Here is a 23,483-nt window from a genome sequence, read left to right on the forward strand (position 1 = left end):
AATTTTGGTGCAAAAATAGGGAAAAACCCTAACTTATGATAGGATTTTCCCTAATTTTTGTAATTTTGCCTCAAAAATTAACGATTATATGAAGTATTTTGAGGTAGAATTCACCATTTCACCCTATTCGGCCGATGCTGCCGACCTGTTTGCGTCGCTTGCTGGCGAGGCTGGTTTCGAAACTTTCGAGGAAACCGAAACAGGCTTGAAGGGTTATGTGCAGCAGTCGCTCTTCGATGAAGATGCACTGCGCGAGTGTATCGAGGATTTCCCTTTCGAGGGTACCTCTATTATATATAATGTACGCGAGGCCGAGGATCGCGACTGGAATGAGCAATGGGAACAGGAGGGGTTTGAGCCCATCGTGATTGCCGACCAACTGGTGATTCACGACGGTCGCCATCTGCCCGAGGTAGATAGTAAGGTACAGATCGAAATCGATGCCAAGCTGGCCTTTGGTACCGGTACCCACGAAACCACACGTATGATTTGCACCCAGCTGCTGAAGTTGGCCAAAGGTCGCGTGCTGGATTGCGGTACAGGTACGGGTATCCTTTCTATCTGCGCCCTGAAATTGGGTGCAACCGAGGCTGTAGGTTATGATATCGACGAATGGAGCGTAGATAATGCCCGCCATAACGCCGTGATTAATCGTGTTGACGATCGATTCACTTCGCTTTTGGGCGACGCTAAAATACTCGAAAATATCGACGAAAAATTCGATATTGTGCTGGCTAACATCAACAGAAATATCCTTTTGGCCGACATGCCGATGTTTGTTAGCAAGATGCACGAGGGCTCGCTGCTTATCCTAAGTGGCTTCTACTCAGACGATTGCGAAATTCTGATAGAAAAAGCCCATTCCATCGGACTAAAGTTGGTATCGAAGACTACCGACCATGATTGGGCTTGCCTGGTACTGAAGCATTAATATGCAGATAATATAAATATTGTTAAGAATACACCGAAACATTTGGTGATTACATTTTTAATCAGTACCTTTGCACTCGATTTTAATGGTTAAGGTTTATGGTTGATTAATTTAGTTTTTTAACGAAAGAGGCTAGCAGTGAATGCTCGCCTCTTTTTGTTTTATAAAAAATCGCAGAAAAACGCATTTTCGTTTGGCGGTTAGCAAAATTTGCCTTATCTTTGTCGCCGATAATTCATTTATCAACTATTTTGTACAACCAATTAAAACTTTTCAGAAATGAAGAAACTAACAATGATGATTGCTGCCCTTGCAATGGCTATGACTATGCAGGCACAAACCAAGTTCCACGACGTTGAAGCTAACGAGGCTAAGGGCGCCGTTAAATCAATCAGCATGACCGTGATGGGTATGCCACGTAACACCACCTTTACCGAGGACGGTAAGATGCAGCAGGACGGTCTGACCGATGCCAAGTACGACGAGAATGGCTACATTCAGAGCGCCAAGATGAGCATGCAGGGCCAGGAGGCTGAGGTTAAGTTCACCTGGGAGAATGGCAAGCTTGTCAGCCAGACCACAAACGTTATGGGGCAGGAGATTAAGCAGGTCTTAGTTTACGACGAGAACGGACTGGTAAAGGCTCAGAAGATGAACATGATGGGTCAGGATGTTGAGGTCCCCCTCACCGACTATAAGTTCGACGATAAAGGTAACTGGATTAGCCGTAAAATGAGCATGATGGGTCAGGAAATGGAAATGACCCGTACCATTACTTATTACGAGTAAAACGCATAAACATTTATTTTATATCTAAAGGGCTCACTTTTTAATAAGTTGGGCCCTTTTTTTAACACTTTACAAGACGCTGTTTTTGGAAGTTTAAAATAAACTTCGTATCTTTGCAAGCGATTTTATGCAATCTTCAAAATAAAAACCAATACGAATATGAAAAAAGAACTGAAAAAGGTGCTGGTTCTCGGATCAGGTGCCCTGAAAATCGGACAAGCAGGAGAGTTTGACTATTCAGGCTCTCAGGCCCTAAAGGCACTTCGCGAGGAAGGTATCAAGAGTGTACTCGTAAACCCTAACATCGCAACCATCCAGACCAGCGAGGGTATTGCAGACAAGGTGTATTTCCAGCCGGTAAATACACACTTCGTAACTGAGATTATCAAGAAGGAGCGCCCCGACGGCATCCTCTTGGCATTTGGTGGACAGACCGCGCTTAACTGCGGTACTGAGCTTTACTTGAACGGAACTCTGAAAGAGTATGGTGTTGAGGTACTTGGTACAAGTGTAGAAGCCATTATGAACACCGAAGACCGCGACTTGTTTGTAAAGAAACTGGGCGAGGTTGATCTGAAGGTTCCTGTAAGCCACGCTGTAGAGTCGATGGAAGATGCCCTGAAGGCAGCTCACGAGATTGGATTCCCTATCATGATCCGTTCGGCTTATGCGCTGGGTGGTCTGGGTTCAGGTATCTGTCCCGATGAGAAGAAGTTCATCGAGTTGGCCGAGTCGGCCTTTACTTTCGCTCCACAGATTCTGGTTGAAGAGAGTCTGAAGGGCTGGAAGGAAATCGAGTTTGAGTGCATCCGCGATGCTAACGACCGTTGCTTTACCGTTGCCTCGATGGAGAATTTCGACCCACTGGGTATCCATACTGGCGAATCCATCGTAGTTGCGCCTACTTGCTCGCTGCGCGAGGAGCAGGTTAAAATGCTGCAGGAAATCACTATTAAGTGTGTAAAGCATCTGGGCATTGTGGGTGAGTGCAATATTCAGTTCGCATTCAACGCTGAGACCAACGACTACCGTATCATCGAAATCAACGCGCGCTTGAGCCGTTCTTCGGCTTTGGCATCTAAGGCTACTGGCTATCCCCTCGCCTTCGTTGCTGCCAAGATTGCGCTTGGATATACACTCGATCAAATCGGCGAAATGGGCACTACATCAAGTGCTTATGTAGCACCAAGTCTCGACTATATGATCTGTAAGATTCCTCGTTGGGACCTGACTAAGTTTGCAGGTGTGAGCCGTCAGATTGGTTCGTCGATGAAATCGGTTGGTGAGATTATGAGTATCGGTCGCAGCTTCGAGGAGATGATTCAGAAGGGCTTGCGTATGATTGGTCAGGGCATGCACGGTTTCGTGGGCAACGACCACACCAAGTTTGATAACCTCGACGAGGAGTTGGCTAACCCAACCGACCTGCGTATCTTTGCTATCGCTCAGGCTCTCGAAGAGGGCTACACCATCGAGCGTATCGAGCAGCTTACCAAGATTGACGTTTGGTTCCTGGAGCGCCTGAAGCATATTGTCGACCTGAAGCACGAGCTGCTGAAGTATAATCAGCTTGAGGAACTGCCCGATGAGCTGCTGCTGGAGGTAAAACGTTGCGGTTTCAGCGATTTCCAGATTGCCCGCTTCGTTCTCAAGCCACAGGGTGGAAATATGGAGAAGGAGAATCTGGCTGTTCGCAAGTATCGTAAGCAGCGCGGCGTAGTGCCATCGGTTAAGCGCATCCCAACAGTTGCCTCTGAGCATCCTGAGCTTACCAACTACCTCTACTTCACCTACACCCATGTTCCAGCATTCGGAAATCCCGAGGGTGAGAAATATGTAGCTGCACACGACATTAATTATTATAATAATGAGAAATCGGTGGTAGTACTCGGTTCGGGTGCTTACCGTATCGGTTCGTCGGTTGAGTTCGACTGGTGTTCGGTTAACGCCATCAACACCGCTCGCAAGCTGGGTTACAAATCTATCATGATTAACTACAACCCTGAGACCGTTTCGACCGACTACGACATGTGCGACCGCTTGTATTTCGACGAACTTTCGTTGGAGCGCGTGCTCGATGTGATCGAATTGGAGTCGCCTCGTGGTGTCATCGTTTCAGTGGGTGGTCAGATACCTAATAACCTGGCAATGAAATTGCATAGACAGGGAGTTCCCGTGCTTGGAACCTCGCCTGTTGACATCGACCGCGCTGAGAACCGCGACAAGTTCTCGGCCATGCTCGACAAGCTTGGAATCGACCAGCCAGCATGGCAGGCACTCACCAGTTTCGACGATGTGAAGGATTTTGTGGCCAAGGTGGGCTACCCCGTTCTGGTTCGTCCTTCGTACGTTCTTTCGGGTGCCGCCATGAACGTTTGTTACGACGAAGCAGAGCTGCTTCGCTTCCTGAATATGGCTACCGAGGTATCAAAAGAGTTCCCTGTAGTAGTATCTAAGTTCATGACAGAGACTAAGGAGATAGAATTCGACGCTGTAGCCGACAAGGGCGAGGTAATCGAGTACGCTATCTCTGAACATGTGGAGTATGCAGGTGTTCACTCGGGCGACGCCACGATGGTTTTCCCCGCTCAGAACATCTATTTCTCTACCATCCGTCAGATAAAGAAAATTGCACACAAGATTGCAGCCGAATTGAACATCTCTGGACCGTTCAACATACAGTTCCTCGCCAAGAACCGCGAGGTTAAGGTTATTGAGTGTAACCTGCGTGCCAGCCGTTCATTTCCATTTGTGTCAAAGATTTTAAAGCGTAATTTCATCGAAACAGCTACAAAAATCATGCTCGACGCACCTTATCAGAAGCCTGACAAGAGTGAGTTCGACATCGACCGCATTGGTGTGAAGGCCAGTCAGTTCTCGTTCGCCCGTTTGCAGAATGCCGACCCAGTTCTGGGTGTCGACATGAGCTCAACTGGTGAGGTTGGTTGCTTGGGCGACGACCTGAACGAGGCCCTGCTCAACTCGCTCATCGCAACCGGTTACTCTATTCCTAAGGATGCCGTTCTGATTTCTTCTGGTGGCGCCAAGGGTAAGGTAAGCTTGCTGGAGCCAGCACAGCAGTTGGCCAAGAAGGGTTACACCATCTACGCCACCGCTGGAACCGCTAAGTTCTTTAATGATAACGGTGTAAAGGCTGTAGCTGTAGCATGGCCCGATGAAACCGGCGAAAATAATGTGATGGATCTCATCAGTCAGCACAAGGTTGGTTTGGTTATCAATGTACCAAAGAATCACACCAGTCGCGAGCTCACCAATGGTTACAAGATCCGTCGTGGTGCCATCGATCATAACATACCTTTGATGACTAACGTGCGTTTGGCCAAGGCATTTATCGAGGCCTTCACCGCTATGAGCATCGATGATGTGAAGATCAAATCATGGCAGGAGTATAATAATTGATTGAACATTGACCATTGACGATTGACCATTATTGCTGCGCCTTTAGAGACAGTACAATATAAATGGTCAGTGGTCAATGATAAATGGTCAATGTTCAATGGTCAATGTTCAATGATAAATGATTGACGAGTATAAAACACTAAAAAGCGGAGGTGAGGGATATTACACTGAAAAGCGTAGCAAGTTCCTCGCCTTCGCTCATCATGTAGAAACCCTTGACGAAATCAAGGAATTATTAGCCGGATATCGTAAGAAGTACTACGATGCCCGCCATGTTTGCTATGCGTATATGTTAGGTGCCGAACGATTGGAGTTCCGCGCTAACGACGATGGCGAACCATCGAGCACAGCCGGCAAACCCATTCTGGGACAGATTAACAGCAACGAGTTAACGGATATCCTGATAGTAGTGGTGCGTTATTATGGTGGTGTGAACTTAGGTACATCGGGTTTGATTGTGGCCTATCGCGAAGCAGCTGCCGATGCCCTCGCCCACTCCGAGTTTGAAACCCGTCAGGTTGAGGAGATTGTGACCTACACTTTCGCCTATCCGCTGATGAATGATGTGATGCGAATTGTGAAAGAGATGCATCCACGTATTGTTTCGCAAACCTATGATAATACCTGCGAAATCAAGCTCAGCATTCGTAAATCGGAAGCCGAGCAACTGCGCAACCGACTATCTAAGCTGTCATTCGAATAAAAATCGCATTTTCCGCAAAAAATGTTTGGTGGTTTCCTAAAAAAGCATTACCTTTGCACTCGCAAATATAAAACGAGTACATCGATTTGCTTAAGCTTGATTGGAGAGTTGGCAGAGTGATCGATCGCGCTGGACTCGAAATCCGGTATACCCCTTTCGGGTATCGGGGGTTTGAATCCCTCACTCTCCGCAAAGAAAAGAATAAGGCTTCGGAATTTCCGGAGCCTTATTTCTTTATTATCCCTCTAATGGAGCATCTTTGAGTTTCTCAAGTGCCCGGCATAACTGATCGGGGCACGATGTACCTTTGGCACCACAACGAATGCCGTTGATCTTGGGTATCACATCGTCAATCTTCTGTCCGCGTACCAACTGGCTTATTCCCTGAAGGTTGCCGTTGCAACCTCCAAGGAAAAACACCTGCTGTATCACGTTGTTCTCATCGGCAGTCACGTCGATCAGTTTCGAACATGTGCCCTGAGTTTCGTACTGTATATGCTTAGTCTTCATCGGCTTAGCTCAACTTGTGAATTACCAGTCCTGAACGCAGCTTTGGCTCGAACCAGGTTGCCTTTGGTGGCATAATCTTACCGCTGTCGGCAATATCCATAATCTGCTGCATTGATACGGGATAGAGAGCCAGCGCAGCACGCATCTCGCCTGAGTCAACACGGCGCTTCAGCTCTTTCAGTCCACGCAGTCCACCTACGAAGTCGATGCGCTGTGATGAGCGCAGGTCGCCGATGTTCAGAATCTCGTCCAGAATCAGGCGGCTTGAGATATCCACATCCAGCACACCGATAGGATCGGTATTATCGTATGTTCCCTCCTTGGCCTTCAGACTGTACCAGTGCTCATCCAGATAGAGCGAGAACTCGTGCAACTGCTGTGGCTTGTAAATCTCGGTACCCTTATCCTCAACCTCGAAGTTTACCTGCAGGGCAGCCAGGAACTCTTCGCTCGACATGCCGTTCAGATCCTTCACTACGCGGTTGTAGTCCAGAATAGTGAGCTGCGATGCCTGGAAGCAAACTGCCATAAAGTAGTTATACTCCTCGGTACCATTGTGGTTGGGGTTCTGCTTCTGCTTCTCGGCACCAACCAGAGCGGCAGCTGCCGAACGGTGGTGACCATCGGCGATATACAGCGATGGCATCTGGGCAAACTGCTCAGTGATGGTCTGCATATCCTTAGCGTCGCTGATTACCCAGAACTGATGACGGAAGCCATCGATAGGAGCTACGAAATCGTACTCGGGCTCTGTTGCAGCATAACGCATTATCAGCTCGTTCAGTACAGTGTTGTCGGGATAAGCAAAGAATACTGGCTCGATGTTAGCATTGTTCACACGAACATGCTTCATGCGGTCCTCTTCCTTATCTCTGCGGGTCAGCTCGTGCTTCTTGATGTTGCCCTTCATGTAGTCATCTACATAAGCGCCAACCACCAGTCCGTACTGCGTCTTTCCGTTCATGGTCTGCGCATAGATGTAATAGTGGTCGTCGGCATCCTGTACCAACCAACCCTTATCCTGGAACTTCTGGAAGTTCTCGGCAGCCTTTTCGTACACACGTGGGTCGTACTCCGAGGTACCAACAGGGAAATCAATCTCTGGTTTGATAATGTGATAGAGGCTCTTCTCGTTGTCGCCAGCCTCTGCCCTCGCCTCTTCACTGTCGAGCACGTCGTAAGGACGGCTCTCAACTTGCTCTACAAGTTCTTTTGGTGGGCGAATACCCTTGAATGGTTTGATAATAGCCATGTTATATATGAAACATTAATGATTAAACATTAAAAGATTAAAGATTGGCCTTGATTTTTTCGATCATCTCGGCATATTCGGCGTCGGTAAGATATACCTTGCCTGGGTTCATCTGGAACACGCCGCCGTAGTCGGGGCCATCTACATATTTGGGAGCCAGGTGGAAGTGCAGATGCGACAGCTTGTCGCTATAGGCACCATAATTGATTTTCTCGGGGTTGAATGCTTTCTGCATGGCACGAGTCACCTTGGCCACATCGGCCATAAAGGCATTGCGATCTTCGTCGCTCAACTCGTTCAGATCATTCACGTGGTCCTTATAGGCCACCAGGCAACGACCGCGATAGGTCTGCTCCTTAAAAAGAAAAGCTCGCGACACCGACAGTTGAGCAAACTCAATCATCAGGTCGTGAAGCGTCTGATTATTCGTGCAATACAAGCACTGTTTTGGATCACTTTGCATAATTAAAATAGGTTTTAGGAAAATACAAAAGTGCACAAGTAGGGCTTAAACCCTCCTGTGCACCTGATATGTAAGTATATTACTTGTTTACCTGGAACTTGGTGTCGCCATCCTTGAAGAAGGCGTTGATCTGCTTGGCAGCAGCGATACCAGCATTGATGTTGGCCTCGGCTGTCTGAGCACCCATCTTCTTAGGAGTTGAGAAGTAGCGACCCTCGAACTTAGCGAACTCATCGTTAGCATCTGGCATGATGTCGGTCACGAACTTCAGGTCCTCACGCTCAGCCATCAGCTTAATCAGCTCGGGCTCGTTGATAACCTCCTTACGGGCTGTGTTAACCAGCACGCCACCCTTCTTCATCTTGCCAACCAGCTCGGCATTGATGCTCTGCTTGGTCTCAGGAGTAGCAGGGATGTGGAGTGAAACAACATCACAAGTCTCGAACAACTTCTCCTGGCAGCAAACAGCATGCACGCCAGCTGCCTCGATCACCTCTGCAGGGCAGAAAGCATCGTAAGCATAAACGTCCATACCGAAGCCCTTGGCGATGCGAGCCACATTGCGACCTACATTACCGAAAGCCAGGATACCCAGCTTCTTACCCAGCAACTCACTGCCGCTCTTACCGTTGTAGAAACCACGAACGGCCATCACGAGCAAACCGAATACCAACTCGGCTACAGCGTTTGAGTTCTGACCAGGGGTGTTCTCGGCCACCACGTTGTGAGCAGTAGCAGCAGCCAGGTCGATGTTGTCGTAACCAGCACCGGCACGAACCACAATCTTCAACTGCTTAGCAGCGTCCAATACCTCAGCATCCACCTTATCACTACGGATAATGAGTGCGTCGGCATCAGCAACGGCTGCCAGGAACTGAGCCTTTTCTGTATATTTCTCGAGCAGTACCAGCTCATTGCCGGCTGCCTCAATCTCTGCCTTAATACCATTAACAGCAGCTGCTGCAAATGGCTTCTCTGTTGCAACTAATACTTTCATCTTAATGTTTAATCTTTAATGTTTAATGTATTAGTGATTTGCTTCGAATTCCTTCATGCAAGCTACGAGAGCGTTGCAGCCTTCGATGGTCTGGGCGTTGTAGCAAGATGCACGGAAACCACCAACTGAGCGGTGACCCTTAACACCAACCATACCCTTTGATACTGCGAAGTCGAGGAAGTCCTTCTCCAGCTCCTTGTACTCGTCGGCCATTACGAAGCAGATGTTCATCAGCGAACGATCCTCAGCCTTAGCTGTACCTACGAACATCTTGTTGCGGTCGATCTCGCCATAAACAATCTCTGCACGCTGCTGAGCCAGCTTATCCATAGCCTCTACACCACCCTGGGCCTTGATCCAGCGCAGATTCTCGAGAGCGCTGTAGATAGGAACTACAGGAGGAGTATTGAACATACTGCCCTTATCTACGTGTGTACGGTAGTCGAGCATGGTTGGGATCTCACGTGGAGCCTTACCCAGAGCGTCGTCCTTAACAATCACGATAGTAACACCGGCCATAGCCAGGTTCTTCTGAGCACCAGCGTAGATGGCATCGTACTTAGCAACGTCAACAGGACGGCTGAAGATATCTGATGACATATCGGCAATCAGACGAACGGGAACGTCGAGGTCCTTACGGATCTCAGTACCATAGATAGTATTATTTGTTGTGATGTGCAGATAGTCAGCATCAGCGGGAACAGTCCAATCCTTAGGGATGAAGGTATAGTTGGCATCAGCTGAAGAAGCCACCTCTACTACCTCACCGAAAAGCTTTGCTTCCTTCATAGCCTTCTTAGCCCAAACACCGGTGTTCAGGTAAGCAGCCTTCTTAATCAGGAAGTTATAAGGAATCATACAGAACTCCAGACTGGCACCACCACCAAGGAAAATCACGGAGTAACCCTCGGGAACGTTAAGGAGTTCCTTTACGAGAGCTACAGCCTCGTCAACTACAGGCTGAAAGTCCTTTGCACGATGGCTGATCTCCATCAGAGAGAGACCTGAGCCGTTGAAATCAAGACACTGCTGTGCGGTCTTCTCAATCACCTCGCGAGGAAGCATCGAGGGACCGGCGTTAAAGTTGTACTTCTTCATTTGATTGTTTATTTATTAAATGGTTTATATTCTATGTCTTTGAAAAACGCTGCGAAATTACACTTTTTATTTTAATCCACCAAATATTTAAGCAGAAATTCACAATATTTCCTCTTTTTCTTTCATTTTGTCAACTCAATATGGCATTTTTCTACCGCTTTTGATAGATTGCTACACCTTATTATATATTATGACGTTGCAAAGATACTGAATATTTGGCACGAATTACACGAATTAACACGAAAATAATTATTAATTCTTTAAAATTCGTGAAATTCGTGTAATTCGTGCCTTAAAATAGCTATCTTTGCAATCGTTATGATACAGAAAGAACATTATATTATTATCAGTCTGGCTTCGAATATCAATCACGAGGCCAACTTAGAGGCTGCCCGCACCCAGCTCACCCAGCTGCTCAGCGAGGTACATTTCACCTCCGCTATCTACACCGAACCCGTAGGAAATGGTCAATGGTCCGCTCCAGCTCTGCTGGCTTGCAAGGCAAGAATGGTCAATGGTCAATGTCCCAAATATCTTAATCAGTTGTGCAAAGGCACCACTGCCTTGGGTATGAACCTGCTGAACGAGGTGCTGAAGGAGATTGAGAAACGTCTGGGTCGCACGCATAACGAGGATGGTATTGTAACCGTCGACCTTGATTTGCTGGAGTACGATGGCGAGCGTTTTCACCATCGCGACTGGGAACGAAACTACGTAAAGGATTTAATTAACGAATTATGAGAAAATTGTTTATTATCAGTGCGTTACTTTTGTCATCTTTTAGCGCACAAGCACAGAACTTCGACGATTATTTCGAAGATAAAACCCTGCGATTAGACTATACTTTTGCAGGCGATGCTACCCGTCAGCAGATATTTGTCGACGAGTTGGTAAGCTTGCCCCGCTGGTACGGTCGCAAGCAGCATCTGGCCGAGCTGCCACTCAAGGGCAACGGACAGATTACGGTGCGTTCGCTCGCCGATGGAATGGTGATTTATCGCCACTCGTTCTCAAGTTTGTTCCAGGAGTGGGTATCTACCGCCGAAGCCAAACAAACGCAGAAATCGTTCGAGAACGTGTTTCTGGTGCCCTTCCCCAAATCGCCCGTCGAAATTAAGGTCGAGCTCTTTGATTACCACGATCAGGTCATCACACGTCTTACCCATAAGGTAGATCCTAAGGATATTCTGATTCGTAAGGCTGGCGAGCGCCAGATTACACCCCATGTCACCCTGCAGCAGGCTGCCGATACCGCACGCTGCATTCGTGTGGCTTTTGTGGCCGAAGGCTATCAGCAGCAGGAGACGGACGTGTTCCTGAACGATTGTCGTATAGCGATGGAATCGCTGTTCGAACACGAGCCCTTTAAGCAGAACCAGCTGAAATTCAATATGGTAGCCGTGATGCCGCCATCTGTTGAGAGCGGCACCAGCGAGCCCAATAAAGGCATATGGAAGAATACCCCACTCGGCTCGCATTTCGACACCTTCTATAGCGAGCGCTACCTCACTACCCTGCACCTGAAGAAGCTGCACGATGTGCTGGCAGGCATCCCTTACGAGCACATCATCGTGCTGGTAAACACCGATCGCTATGGTGGCGGCGGTATCTACAACTCTTACAACCTTACTTATGCCCACGGCAAGCACTTCCGTCCCGTTGTGGTTCACGAGTTTGGTCATTCGTTTGGCGGTCTGGGTGATGAGTACCCTTACGGCGACGACGATCCTATGTATTTTGCCGATACCGAGCCTTGGGAGCCCAATCTCACAACAAAGCACGATTTCAACGGCAAATGGGAGAACCTGATTAAGGATAAAAAGGCCGGTTTTATCGAGGGCGGCGGTTACCTCTCAAAGGGTGTTTGGCGTGGTTACGAGAACTGTCGCATGCGCACCAACGAGGAACCCGAGTTCTGTTTGGTTTGCCAGCAGGCCCTGCAACGTTTAATTGATTTTTATACTAAATGATTACTGAAATACAATCCTTACAACAGCCTGACATTGAGGTGTTTGGGACGCTCACTGAAGCGCAGCTCCGAAACAAACTTGATGTCGAACGCGGCTTGTTTATTGCCGAGAGTCCTAAAGTGATACGTGTGGCCCTGCAGGCTGGCTATCAGCCCCAGGCGCTGCTTTGCGAGCGCAAGCATATTACAGGCGATGCAGCCGATATTATTGCCGCCTGTGGTGATATTCCTATCTATACTGGCGAGCGCGAACTGCTGGCCCAACTTACCGGCTATACCCTCACCCGTGGCGTGCTCTGCGCCATGCGTCGCAAACCTGAATTGAGCGTACAACAGGTGCTGGGTAGCATTCCCAGCGGTCAGAAACATCGCATCGTGGTGATCGATGGCGTGGTTGATACCACCAATATCGGTGCCATTTTCCGTAGTGCAGCCGCTCTGGGCATCGATGCCGTATTACTTACCCGTAACAGCTGCGATCCCTTGAATCGCCGCGCTGTGCGTGTATCGATGGGTTCGGTATTTTTAGTTCCCTGGACTTGGCTCGACTCTTACGATACCCTGCGCTCATTGGGCTATCAGACAGCCGCAATGGCCCTCACCGATAAATCCATCTCGCTCGATGATCCTGTGCTGAAGCAGCAGGAGCGCCTGGCATTTATAATGGGTACCGAGGGCGACGGTCTGCCCCAGCAGACTATCACCAACGCCGATTTCACCGTGCGCATACCGATGTCACACCAAGTTGATTCACTCAATGTGGCAGCGGCAGCGGCAGTGGCTTTCTGGGAACTCAGAAAGTAAGTACTTATTTATCAGATAGTTTATCTACGTATTTCATCTCGCGCATAATCCTTCCTTGGCGCTTGTACATATAGCCCGAAGGATTCTTGCTCGAGAATTTACGTGGATTAGGCAGTGTAGCTGCAATCAGGGCGCATTGGGCCTTTGTTAGCTTCGATGCATCGGTATTAAAGTGCTCTTCGGCAACGGCCTGTGCACCATAGATACCATCCCCCATCTCAATCGAGTTCAGATACACCTCCATAATTCTCTCTTTACTCCACATCAGTTCGATGAGTGCTGTAAAATACACCTCGAACCCTTTACGCACCCACGAGCGTCCAGGCCAAAGGAACACATTCTTAGCCGTTTGCTGCGAGATGGTAGATGCACCCAGCTTACGTTTCTCGGGGTGCTTGCTGTTACGTTTGGCAGCCTTTTCGATAGCCTGGAAGTCGAAACCGTGATGCTGCAGGAATTTAGCATCCTCGCTCGCCATCACCGCCATAGGCAACGATGGTGATATCTTGTCCAGCGATACCCAGTGGTGTTTCAGCTTCAGGTCCTTACCCTCGCTAATCTGCTGCGAACAGCGTATAAACATCAGAGGTGTAAAGTAAACCGGCAAGAAACGTAGTGCCATAACAGCAAGAATAGTGGAGGCAAAAAATACCACCACTATCCATTTCAGAGTATTCTTAAGAAACTTCAATTTTTAAATTCTTAAAGTTTTTAATTGTTACATTTTACTTGGCTGCCTCAGCGTTAGCATCCTTAATCATCTGCTCCGAAGCGTACATGTAAACCTCAACGCGACGGTTCTGCTTGCGGCCCTCGGCTGTGCTGTTGTCAGCAACTGGGTTGGTAGAACCCTGACCGTCAACCGACTTGATCTGTGAAGCAGGAACACCCAGCGACTTCAGATAGTTAGATACGCTCTTAGCACGGTTAACCGACAGAGGATTGTTGATAGCATCGCTACCAGTATTATCGGTGTGACCGTAGATAGCAACGTCGCAAGCGCTGTTGTTCTTCAGTACGGTAGCAAACTGCTGCAGTGAGCTCTTTGACGAGGCATTCAGGTCAGCCTTGTTAGTAGCAAACAGAATACCCGAATCAAATGTAACCTTAACAGCCTCAAGTCCGTTAGCGTCGGTGATAGTCTCAACCTGAGCGTTCTTAACGGCCTCAGCCTCCTTCTTAGCCTTGTCCATCTTCTTACCGATGATTGCACCAGTACCAGCACCTACAGCACCACCGATAGCGGCACCAACAGCTGTGTTACCTGCAATCTTACCAATAATAGCACCCAGGGCAGCACCGCCACCAGCACCAATCATTGTACCCTTAGCTGTGTTACTCATGTTACATCCAGCCAGCACCATCGAAGCGCACAGTGCTACGGCGATTGATTTCATACTTTTCATACTCGTTCTAAATTTGTTAATTAATCGTTTACTATTGTTTCTGCGTGCAAAGATAGTACATTTTTTTAAAGCGAGTATCATTATATCGTTATTTTTTTGTATTTTTGTTCCGATTAATGATTTTTATGTAGAGAGATGCAGGATTTTACTCAGCAGTCGATTTCAGACTAAAGCAGAATGGCTTGTTATAGTGGCGCTGCGAATAATAGGTAACCGAAGGGTGCTTCAGGTTCATCACCATGGTCCACGCTGTGCCCAGGAACCCTTCGCGCTGTGGTTGCGATACCGATGCAATCGCGTTAGTAAGCTGTTCCATGTTCATTACACCGCTGTTTTCGGCATATCGCTCGCATAGCATGTCGTAACGCTTATCGCCAGGCTCCAAACCCGCATTCAGTTTCTGCTCGCACAGATAGTGGTTAGCCACAGCAGGCGATTCTACCACCACCATTTTATTGTCCACATACTCCACAACTACCCTTTTGCCCGTTGCATCGGCCATTGCGTAATGGTGGGCCGAACCTATGTCCGAGTGCATATCTATACCCTCCAGCAGTTTCAGCGCCTCGTCAACGGTAGCAGCATTTTTCAGCATATAAGGTATGGCGGCCGTTGTAGTCAGGTCGGGTTTGCTGGTGTTCTGGTGCGTCTGCACAGTGTCGCCAGCCATCAGGTCGGCAATGGCCAGTCCCTTCTCGTTAATACCGTCCAGCGCCACAAACAATCCTGTAAGCGCCATATACTGATTCTTAAATCCCTCGGGTTTATAGTTCTCGCCAAAGTTGTAGAACTCCACGTTAAAGGTGGTGATTGTTTCGTAGCCTTTATCGGGAATGCAATGCAATATCACGCCAATGGCCGATGGGAAATCAAAGTTGCGCCCCATCAGAATGTCGCCCTCAGGCGTGTTTACGGTTAGTGCCGAGCATCCGTATGCCTGCTTCGATGTGCTGATTTCGGGCTTGTAATGACCCTTCGACAGGAATTCGATGGCATATCCGGCCAGCTCGTCGGCTTTAGCTATGCCCCCCTTGGCCATCAGTCCGTCAAACCCGTCGTCGCCTTTGTACTCCATGTAGTACAATCCGTCGTCCAGTTTCACACACGAGTTTGCACCTTTAACCAGATGGCCGAACTCCAACCACACGGCAATTCCCAGTAATACAACCAATCCCATGACGCTGAATAGCGCAATTTTCAATACTTTCTTCATTAGTTTATAGTTTATAATTAACGTTTTCAAATTTATGTTTGATGCTGCAAAGATACAAAAAAGTATCTTCTAACTTGCATTTTTCCGAAGAAATTCTTAATTTTACACCCGAAATCTATAATTTGCGAAGAATTAAATATTACTATGATGAAAGAAATAAGCCATGCTCTTGCGCACGACGGCTATGTAGGTGGCTGGTTTAATAAAGATATATGCTTATGAACGAAGAAATACAGCGAATTAATTTAGACGACTATATCCAGACTGGCGAGGGCGGTACTGCTCTTACCTACACCCATAAGGATGGCCTTTCGCTGGCCAAGCTTTATAATCCTGGATTCGAAGCCGACAGAGCCAAAGCCGAGTTTCTTACCGCCCGCGCCGTGTTCGAGTTAGGCATACCATCGCCCGAACCTTTCCGATTGATTACCGATGGCCAACGGAGCGGCGCCGAATACGAACTTATCAAAAACAAGCGCTCATATACCCGTATTATTTCCCAGGAACCAGAACGATTAGAGGAGATATCGCTCAAATTTGCACGTATGGCTAAGGAGCTGCATGCCAAGCAGGCCGACACCACGCGCCTTCAGTCCTATAAGCAGAGAATCGCTAACTTCTATCACGAAAAGGATATGGTACCCGAGGATTACAAGCAGCGAGTATTGCAATTTCTGGATACTGTACCCGATACCCCACGCTGCCTGCATGGCGATCTGCATATCGGCAACATCATTACCGACGGCCAGCGCGACCTTTGGATAGATTTAGGAGAATTTGCTTATGGTGTACCCGAGTGGGACTTGGCGCTCCTCTGGACCATGTGCCACAATATGCCAGGCGATCGTGTTGAACACATATTTCATATTACACATGAAACGATGATGGCCCATTGGGACATATTCTTCCCAGCCTATCTTGGCACCAGCGACCCGCAAGCCATCCACGAGGCCACCCAGCGCTTGCTTCCTTATTACGCTGCAAAGGTGCCCTACATCTTCCACATGGTATTCAATCGTCCCATGCCCGATGCTGCCCTGCAGAACATCGGGAAGCTTTTGTAATCTTCTTTTTGAAAACGTCTTTGTGCGGGAGGTGCTTAGGTATCCAAGGCCTCCTTTTTCTTGTACTTTGGATGATGTTATATAAAAAGTTTGTTAAACAGTTCTTCGCTGTTGACTTCAATTCTCACAGTTGGGAATAATGTTGCTTCAGCCAATTGAGATTTTTGAGCAAGAAGAGCATCCAACGTTTGGTCGAAACAAGTCATGCCATCAATGACTGCCATCGGATAATAAACAAATACATCTTTTGTTTGTCCAATTCTGTATACTCTATCTGTTGCCTGTTCTTCCTTGGCTGGATTCCAATGTCGCGAATAATGAACCACATGATTAGCACCAACAACATTCAAACCCATACCGGCCGCTAATGGAGACATTATGATAACATTGAAGCCATTTCTATTTTGGAAATCATCTATGGCTTGTTGACGAGACATCTTTCCATTTCGGAATCTTTCATTCTGCATTGTCGGTGTGTCGCCATTTATGATATGAGTATCTAAATGATAACGAAACTTGACTAAGCGTTTTAAAATATTCTGAGTTTCTCGACGTTCAGCAAAGAGTATTACTTTTTCATTTTTCGACTGTATTTCATCAAGAAGTGGTATGGTAGCTTTCATCTTAGCAGATGAATTAATGAGTTCTTCTATCGAATACGATGTCCAATCCTCACCCAGATATGGATGGTCAGAAATTTCTCGAAGCTGCATAATACACTTCAACATATAGCCAGACTCTTTGTTAAATTTGTCTTTTTCTTGTTGAGCAGTAGCAATTGCTTGACTATATCTCTTTCGTTGTACCTCTGGCATTTCAACTGGGATGCGCCTAATGCTCTTTGTTGGTAAGTCTTTTGCTACATCCTGTTTCAATCTACGTAGAAAATAAGAGCCCATTGCCTTACGGACCTGATTACCGAGTTCTAAAACATCTGTATCAGCAGATTTCAAGGGCGCTTGATACTTATGAGCAAATTCGCGGCAATTGCCAAGCAGGCCTGGCAATGAAAAGTCCATAATACACCAAAGATCTACCAGAGTATTCTCTACAGGAGTTCCCGTCATAGCAACCTTAAACTCTCCCTTAAGAGCTTTAGCAGCATTGGTCACTAGGGCTCCTGGTGTTTTGATTTTCTGAGCCTCGTCCAATATGATCAAAGAATAGTTTACAGCACAGAAACTAAACTGGAAAGATCTAATAGTCTCATAGTTCGTGATGATAATCTGTCTTTTCTGCAGATATGCTATTAAGCTTTTATCAATGCCCTTACCAAAGTGACGAGATAAAACACTTCCCGTTAACGAACATACGGGTATACGTGGGGATGCAAAGAACTTTTCATACTCTTGTTGCCAGTTCTCTATCAAAGAAACAGGTGCAACAATTAAATACGGATTCTGGTTATTAGGGTAGCTTTTATCATACCAATCAATCAGCGACAAAAGTTGCAATGTCTTTCCAAGACCCATGTCGTCAGCAAGAAGACATCCTTTACTTTTTGCTGCAATCAAGCTTTGCAACCACGCAACACCTTCTATCTGGTGTTTCTTAAGCTTAATTTCTGGCTTTAGGCCAGGAATATTGTGGAATATGTATTTACCTTCATCAATAGCATGTTGAGTCTCAACAGAATATCCAAGGTTTTCTGCGTTCTCCTCAACAATGAGTACTTTCTTTTCCTTTTTTTCTTTAAGATTATGTTCCTCTAGTTTTTTACGAGCATCCTTGGCAATTTGATATCCATCTTCCACATTGATCATGGTGTCTCGGTAAGAAACCGCACTTTCTCCTTGCGTACTTGCTCGATCTAGAACTTTCTCAAATTCATCAACTTCTTCTATTGTTTCGAAACTGATATTTGTAGTACCATTTACACGGTCCTCCACCGTATATGAAGGTATCCAAGAAGACTTGTATGGTGATACGAAAGGATATACTTTTGGTTTGTATAGACCAATCTCAATAACTCTATCACTATAAAACTCTGAAATATCACAATGATCAACATCAAGGAAAAGAGCAGGATTATCTACTACCTCTTTCAGCTTTCTGGCTGAAACTCCTTTATAGTTTTTCCTGATTTTACGAATAATCTCCTGCTTCTCCTCGTCGATTACGACTCGTGTGCGGTTATTGTGATCATCGCTAACTGCAATGTTATCAGGAACTTCGTTTCGTGATTCTAGATAGCGAATAAATTGGTCAGAATAGGCAGAATCAATAGATGGTATCAGTTCATAACAATCCTCTCCGCACTTCTCTATTTCAATTTTTAATTTTGCAGGAACATAAACATCCTCACTCTGCAGATACTTATCAAGAACAGCTTTGGCTTTTTGCGATAAGTCCTTTAGGCGTGAAAACTCTATGAGATTTCCATTAAGAGTCTTGCTGTCAAAAGAAAGATGGTTATATTCATTAATTGCTTCAACCAACTCAAACTGGTGCTTATTTAGAAGATACTTTTTACTTCCTGTATCGATAATAGCACCTTGACGTTTAACATTAAAACGCCGTCCCAACTTTGACTCTCTATACGCAACCGAATACTGAAAAGAAGAATCTTTTAGTAAGCCCTTTGGTTGAACATATATGGTAAAAGGATATAGCTCAGGTATTGAAAGTACATTGCGTTCATATGTGTTTAAGATATATACGGCATCATAAGATAGTTCGCAACCTGACTCATGAACAAAAGCTTGTCCATTGTCCACAAATTCACTTACGATATCACTATAAACGGATGCTTCTGGATCATCCTTCCATGCTGAATAAGGCATTGTTATGCCCTCTTTGATATATTCCAGACAGATACAGTCTGTTGTTGCTGATACTTTTACCATATATTCTGTATTACGCGATGTCGTTCCATCCATTTTTCAAGGGTGCCCTCCCATCCTTTATGATGGTCTATTTTGCCTTCCTGTTTCTCGACATAGAAACTCTGAATGGTTTCTACTTTCATTCTCTTGATTTCATCGAAGTAGAAGAATCTTTTCGACGCAATCTGCGAACCATAGATGCTATTCTTTCTATATATGTATAGGCATCCTACATCAGAGAACTCAATAAAGTAATAGTTGCCTACAGACATAATCAGAGCTGACTTATCAACCTTTTTTTCATTGTCTAAAACATAAACCTTCGTTATTAGCATGTCAGCTATTCGTTTGTCTTGTTTCAGAATTGACATCGTAAATGGAGTGGTCCATATTTCAAGATCTTCTATAAGGTCTATATGTTCCAGCCAATATTTTTGTCTTGCAGGCTCATGCATGCATTTTTCAAAGAAAATGCTGATGAACTTACGTTTTAGCCATTCGTTTAATATTTGGCGTGCCTCCTGTAGGTTCGAGTTCTCCTCAGGTGATCCATTCCGTAAAGACCATTTAGATGCCAGTTCTGGATTACCAATCATTTTTACCGCAATAGATCTTAGGTACTCTTGATTAGCCTCATTCACGATATCCTTGTTTTGGATGATCATAGCTGGAATAATGCGTTTGGGCGTAGCATCATAGTTATGACTTTCAAGGACATCTTTAAGCATATCCAATTTCTCGATAGCATTTCTCCCGAAATAAGAGGTTATAACCTTTGAATAGTACTGAAAATCAATGTTGTTTGATGACAAACCGAAGAAAACAGATGGAGCTGAGAATATAGAACAACTTTTAGTTTGTCCTACATCCATTTTTCGCAGAGTCATACCTAATAATTCTGCTCCATTTAGGGTTAAGAAACGAGCATTCTGTTTCAAAAGCAGATATTTATCTCGTTTTCCATTATAAGTTTTCAATTGACGCTGAAACACATCAATTATCATTTGCAATCTATTGCTCCCTGTTATATCCCAACATGATAGAAGGAAATAGAGCAACCCATTAAAAAAGCGATTTCTCCATTGTTTATCAAGCACTTTGGCAAACGTCGATACCATAGTATCGTTCTCAAATTTATGAAGGCAATAAATCAGCGCTCTTATTTCTCGCGATGAATAGTCTTCTGCATTCAATTTGGTGTAACCATTCTTGAACTTTCGATATGCGGCATCGATGGTAGATTGATTGGGTTGTTTTTCTTCTGCAGCAGCACAATGACGGGCTATAGTGCGTTGTCTATTGGTGGCATTATCAATGATTTTCTGCTGCGCACTACTTATGCAAGATTTTGCCCCAAGCGTAAATGTATTGGAGTCAAAATAAAAGCCCATAATATCATTTATACTATTGCTCATTTCTATTTCTTGCTATTTCTTCAAGTTTCCGCTCTGCATTTGTTCTTATTCTAAATTCAACACGACGAGATCTATCAGGGTTTTCTGATCCATCTGGATTCGTGATTATATGACTATATGATAAGCCATTGGCTGTAGCCTTCGATATTGCCCAGTCTTTCTTAGTTTCATCCAGCAGATTGAAACAATACTCCAACACTGTTCTCGTCCTGTCTTGCGATAGTTTCATATTTGTAAAATACTCGCCAGATGTATCTGTATGTCCCTCTATTCGTATTTCTTCAATGTCATCACGATATTTGGGGTCATTCAGTAACGCAATGTATCTGGGGAAGAAGTCGTTCAGGATTGATTTGAATTTTGGTTTTAAATCATCTTTTGCGAAATCAAACAATGTTGATGGTTCCTGAAAGCGCACACTTAATTGGATAGAATCGATTTCTGCATTCCAGACTTTAAGACTATCTTTAAATTCTTCCTGGAGGTCAATGTATAACTGAGTTTTAACTCGGTCATACTCCTGTGTGATAGCAGCTTCCTTATCCGACTTTGTCTGTACTTTTAGCATTGTCGCTGTCAGCAACAATATGAAAATGAATAGTAGACCAGCCATCAAATCACCGATCGACATAGCGAAAGGGTTTTCTTCCGTCTCATTTATCTTCCTACCTGTTGCCATTATTTCAATCTTTTGAACTTGTCGATGCTGTCACTTAACTCTTCTGCCGACTCCTCCAATGCAGCAGCAATATTCTTCAAACCTTCTGTAGATTTTGTCATTGCATCCGAGTATTCTGCCAAAGCTCCACCTGTACTTTCTCTCAGTGTAGCACTGTAATCTTTTAATCCTTCATTGATACCCTTGAATACCTCCTTCATGCCTTCTTTGAGCGTCTCAAAGTCTGAAACATAACTATCAACCATACTTTGAGCATTTGACAATGCTGTAGACAGCTGGCTGATGATATTAAGGTTCTCCTGCTGCATCTCTACAAATCTGGCAGTAGCTTCTTTTTGTTGATCAGTAATTGCTGTTGATGCAGAATCAAGGCTTACAGCTAATGTTTTGAGTTTGTCTGTAGATTCGTTCAAATTGTCGCCAGCCTTCTTGATTGAAACAAGCATTTCTGAGCTTTCAGAATTAGCATTGTGCATATTGGCAACGCTCTGTGCAAAACCTTGAAGTAGACGCTCAATTTCTCGGGTTGATCGAGCATGTGTATCCGACAGACTGTTCTGTTGCTCGTTAAGCCCTCCCACAGCCTTCTCCAACTGAGTCATTACCGAATGCATAGTAGCATCCATTTGTTCACTCATCTTTGTTAATACCGACTGCTGTAACGAAGCCATCTCGTTAAACTTCTGCTGGAAGTCATTTGTAAGCTGGTCATTAGCAATCTTAGTATTTTCAATTATATCAGATTGTTGTTTAGCGACATTAGCCTGAATCTTACCAACCACTTGGTTAACTTCATTGAAGCTCGCCGTAACTTTTTCAGACATCAACTGCATCGTCATCGGTAATGTATTCAACAACTCACCCGATTTGGAAAGATTATTAGCGAGTGCCTCGATTTGTGTAATTGACTGTTTGGAAATAGAATCCCTAAACTCATTAGCCATCGTCAGCATCGAAGATTTAAGTTCTCCAACTGCAGTGGTAACGAAATCAGTAGCTGGAGATTGAATATTGTTCGACAGATTTTCTATCTTGGTATTCATTACTTCATGACTCTTTTCAAGATTAACTATCAATGGCACAATTGATGATTCCATTGTCTTGCCCAAAGATGCATTAAGTTCATTTGATAAATCTGTTGTAAACGACTCCAATGCTTGAGATTGCTTTTCAGATTCTTCATATAAGTTCAACATCATTGTTCCAGCTGTAATACTGGCACCATCTTCATCCAGAATGGTAAGTGCTTCCTGTATTGCATTAAGTTTTTCGTTTACCTCTTTCGACTTCTCGATTGCAGATAGTCTATTTAATATTTCTCGTTTTGTCTTTTCATTTTCAGAAATAATAATTTCGTCAGCTGAAATATGAAACTTCTGATCCATTTGTCTATCAAAAGCTGCTATCGCATTGTCATAGTTATTGTAGTATTTTTTAGAGAAAATTATATAAATGGCCGACAATGCCATACCTATCAATGACGTAATAAAGGCAGTTCCCATACCTCCCAAAAGCGTCTTGATACTTGTCATGATAGCGGCAGAGTCAGAACTGTCAAAAGTTGCAACGCTAAAAGTTAAACCAACAAAAGTGCCAAGTACTCCAAGTCCTGACAACACGCCTGGTGCCGAATTAATATGCTTTAAATTGATTCCTTTTGCACGAGCTAACTCTGAGTTGTTGAAGAAATCTTCAGCTTGGTGTAATGTTTTCTTTTCTCCGTCCTTATCAATAGTTCGGGTACTATCGTAATCACTACATAAGTCAGACAGGAATGTGCATCTTTGGGACAAGTCACTAAAATCCTTTGATTCTTTAAGAGTTTTAGCATAGTTCCTGAGTCGAAGAAGTGGTCTTGAATAGCATATAGCTACAGATACTATTACCGCTACCGCTACAATTGTTATAATAGTCATGAGATTTATTAATTATTTTGTTTCTTACA

Annotated in this window: 20 protein-coding genes and 1 tRNA gene; 9 read left to right on the forward strand and 12 right to left on the reverse strand. The window is 45.1% G+C overall.

What is annotated here, in order from left to right:
• Positions 1–88 precede the first annotated feature (88 nt).
• The 5 genes from prmA (at position 89) to T499_RS0110440 (ending at position 6,033) form a co-directional block, all read left to right on the forward strand.
• Positions 89–931 carry a 50S ribosomal protein L11 methyltransferase gene (prmA, locus tag T499_RS0110420; protein ID WP_033150912.1) on the forward strand — a complete coding sequence of 281 codons (843 nt, stop codon included), beginning with the start codon at positions 89–91 and terminating at the stop codon, positions 929–931.
• Positions 932–1,210: 279 nt separating this feature from the next.
• Positions 1,211–1,720, forward strand: coding sequence for a hypothetical protein (locus T499_RS0110425; protein WP_074683752.1), 510 nt, complete (start codon positions 1,211–1,213; stop codon positions 1,718–1,720).
• Positions 1,721–1,879: 159 nt separating this feature from the next.
• A complete protein-coding gene (gene carB / locus T499_RS0110430; protein ID WP_033150914.1) occupies positions 1,880–5,140 on the forward strand; it encodes a carbamoyl-phosphate synthase (glutamine-hydrolyzing) large subunit in 3,261 nt (1,086 codons plus the stop codon).
• Between the two features lie 118 nt (positions 5,141–5,258).
• Positions 5,259–5,843: an IMPACT family protein gene (locus T499_RS0110435; RefSeq protein WP_033150915.1), complete on the forward strand. Its 585-nt coding sequence runs from the start codon at positions 5,259–5,261 to the stop codon at positions 5,841–5,843.
• A 102-nt stretch (positions 5,844–5,945) separates the two neighbouring features.
• Positions 5,946–6,033, forward strand: a tRNA-Ser gene (locus T499_RS0110440).
• 47 nt (positions 6,034–6,080) lie between these two features.
• Here the strand turns inward: T499_RS0110440 and T499_RS0110445 are convergent.
• From T499_RS0110445 to serC, 5 genes are all read right to left on the reverse strand, one after another.
• A complete protein-coding gene (locus T499_RS0110445; protein ID WP_013064145.1) occupies positions 6,081–6,353 on the reverse strand; it encodes a TIGR03905 family TSCPD domain-containing protein in 273 nt (90 codons plus the stop codon).
• 4 nt (positions 6,354–6,357) lie between these two features.
• A complete protein-coding gene (locus T499_RS0110450) occupies positions 6,358–7,605 on the reverse strand; it encodes a DUF1015 domain-containing protein (RefSeq protein ID WP_033150916.1) in 1,248 nt (415 codons plus the stop codon).
• A 37-nt stretch (positions 7,606–7,642) separates the two neighbouring features.
• Positions 7,643–8,068 (reverse strand): HIT family protein, encoded by a 426-nt coding sequence (locus T499_RS0110455; protein ID WP_033150917.1) that lies wholly within the window; start codon positions 8,066–8,068, stop codon positions 7,643–7,645.
• Between the two features lie 79 nt (positions 8,069–8,147).
• Entirely contained in the window at positions 8,148–9,065 is a 918-nt protein-coding gene (locus T499_RS0110460) for an NAD(P)-dependent oxidoreductase (protein ID WP_033150918.1), read from the reverse strand.
• A gap of 30 nt (positions 9,066–9,095) precedes the next feature.
• Positions 9,096–10,163, reverse strand: a complete 1,068-nt coding sequence (serC, locus tag T499_RS0110465) for a 3-phosphoserine/phosphohydroxythreonine transaminase (RefSeq protein WP_013064757.1) — start codon at positions 10,161–10,163, stop codon at positions 9,096–9,098.
• A 318-nt stretch (positions 10,164–10,481) separates the two neighbouring features.
• Between serC and T499_RS14255 the strand changes: the two genes are divergently transcribed.
• Genes T499_RS14255 through T499_RS0110480 form a run of 3 tightly spaced genes read left to right on the forward strand, consistent with a single transcriptional unit; the run spans position 10,482 to position 12,936 of the window.
• The gene (locus T499_RS14255; RefSeq protein ID WP_052173634.1) at positions 10,482–10,904 is read left to right on the forward strand and encodes a 2-amino-4-hydroxy-6-hydroxymethyldihydropteridine diphosphokinase; all 423 of its coding nucleotides are present in this window, start codon (positions 10,482–10,484) and stop codon (positions 10,902–10,904) included.
• Positions 10,901–12,133, forward strand: coding sequence for a M64 family metallopeptidase (locus tag T499_RS0110475; protein ID WP_033150919.1), 1,233 nt, complete (start codon positions 10,901–10,903; stop codon positions 12,131–12,133). Before T499_RS14255 ends, T499_RS0110475 begins: the two co-directional genes overlap by 4 nt.
• Positions 12,130–12,936 carry a TrmH family RNA methyltransferase gene (locus T499_RS0110480; protein WP_033150920.1) on the forward strand — a complete coding sequence of 269 codons (807 nt, stop codon included), beginning with the start codon at positions 12,130–12,132 and terminating at the stop codon, positions 12,934–12,936. Before T499_RS0110475 ends, T499_RS0110480 begins: the two co-directional genes overlap by 4 nt.
• Before the next feature lie 4 nt (positions 12,937–12,940).
• Here the strand turns inward: T499_RS0110480 and mtgA are convergent, their stop codons facing one another.
• From mtgA to T499_RS0110495, 3 genes are all read right to left on the reverse strand, one after another.
• Positions 12,941–13,627 (reverse strand): monofunctional biosynthetic peptidoglycan transglycosylase, encoded by a 687-nt coding sequence (mtgA, locus tag T499_RS0110485; RefSeq protein ID WP_052173637.1) that lies wholly within the window; start codon positions 13,625–13,627, stop codon positions 12,941–12,943.
• Between the two features lie 34 nt (positions 13,628–13,661).
• The gene (locus T499_RS0110490; RefSeq protein WP_033150921.1) at positions 13,662–14,342 is read right to left on the reverse strand and encodes a YiaD family glycine zipper/OmpA-like lipoprotein; all 681 of its coding nucleotides are present in this window, start codon (positions 14,340–14,342) and stop codon (positions 13,662–13,664) included.
• Positions 14,343–14,487: 145 nt separating this feature from the next.
• Entirely contained in the window at positions 14,488–15,555 is a 1,068-nt protein-coding gene (locus T499_RS0110495) for a linear amide C-N hydrolase (protein WP_084163106.1), read from the reverse strand.
• A gap of 218 nt (positions 15,556–15,773) precedes the next feature.
• Between T499_RS0110495 and T499_RS0110500 the strand changes: the two genes are divergently transcribed.
• Entirely contained in the window at positions 15,774–16,619 is an 846-nt protein-coding gene (locus T499_RS0110500) for a TIGR02172 family protein (protein WP_033150922.1), read from the forward strand.
• A gap of 77 nt (positions 16,620–16,696) precedes the next feature.
• On the opposite strand, the gene T499_RS0110505 is transcribed toward T499_RS0110500, so the two are convergent.
• The 4 genes from T499_RS0110505 to T499_RS0110520 are packed head-to-tail and all read right to left on the reverse strand — an operon-like array spanning position 16,697 to position 23,454.
• Positions 16,697–19,465: a DEAD/DEAH box helicase gene (locus tag T499_RS0110505; protein ID WP_033150923.1), complete on the reverse strand. Its 2,769-nt coding sequence runs from the start codon at positions 19,463–19,465 to the stop codon at positions 16,697–16,699.
• On the reverse strand, positions 19,459–20,859 hold the full coding sequence (locus tag T499_RS0110510; RefSeq protein ID WP_033150924.1) for an EH signature domain-containing protein: 1,401 nt from the start codon (positions 20,857–20,859) through the stop codon (positions 19,459–19,461). The genes T499_RS0110505 and T499_RS0110510 overlap by 7 nt, the downstream gene beginning before the upstream one ends.
• Positions 20,849–21,538, reverse strand: a complete 690-nt coding sequence (locus tag T499_RS0110515) for an OmpA family protein (protein ID WP_033150925.1) — start codon at positions 21,536–21,538, stop codon at positions 20,849–20,851. Before T499_RS0110515 ends, T499_RS0110510 begins: the two co-directional genes overlap by 11 nt.
• On the reverse strand, positions 21,538–23,454 hold the full coding sequence (locus T499_RS0110520; protein ID WP_033150926.1) for a MotA/TolQ/ExbB proton channel family protein: 1,917 nt from the start codon (positions 23,452–23,454) through the stop codon (positions 21,538–21,540). Before T499_RS0110520 ends, T499_RS0110515 begins: the two co-directional genes overlap by 1 nt.
• Positions 23,455–23,483 lie beyond the last annotated feature (29 nt).

The organism is Prevotella sp. RM4 (assembly GCF_000701965.1).
GTDB classification, from domain to species: Bacteria; Bacteroidota; Bacteroidia; order Bacteroidales; family Bacteroidaceae; genus Prevotella; species Prevotella ruminicola.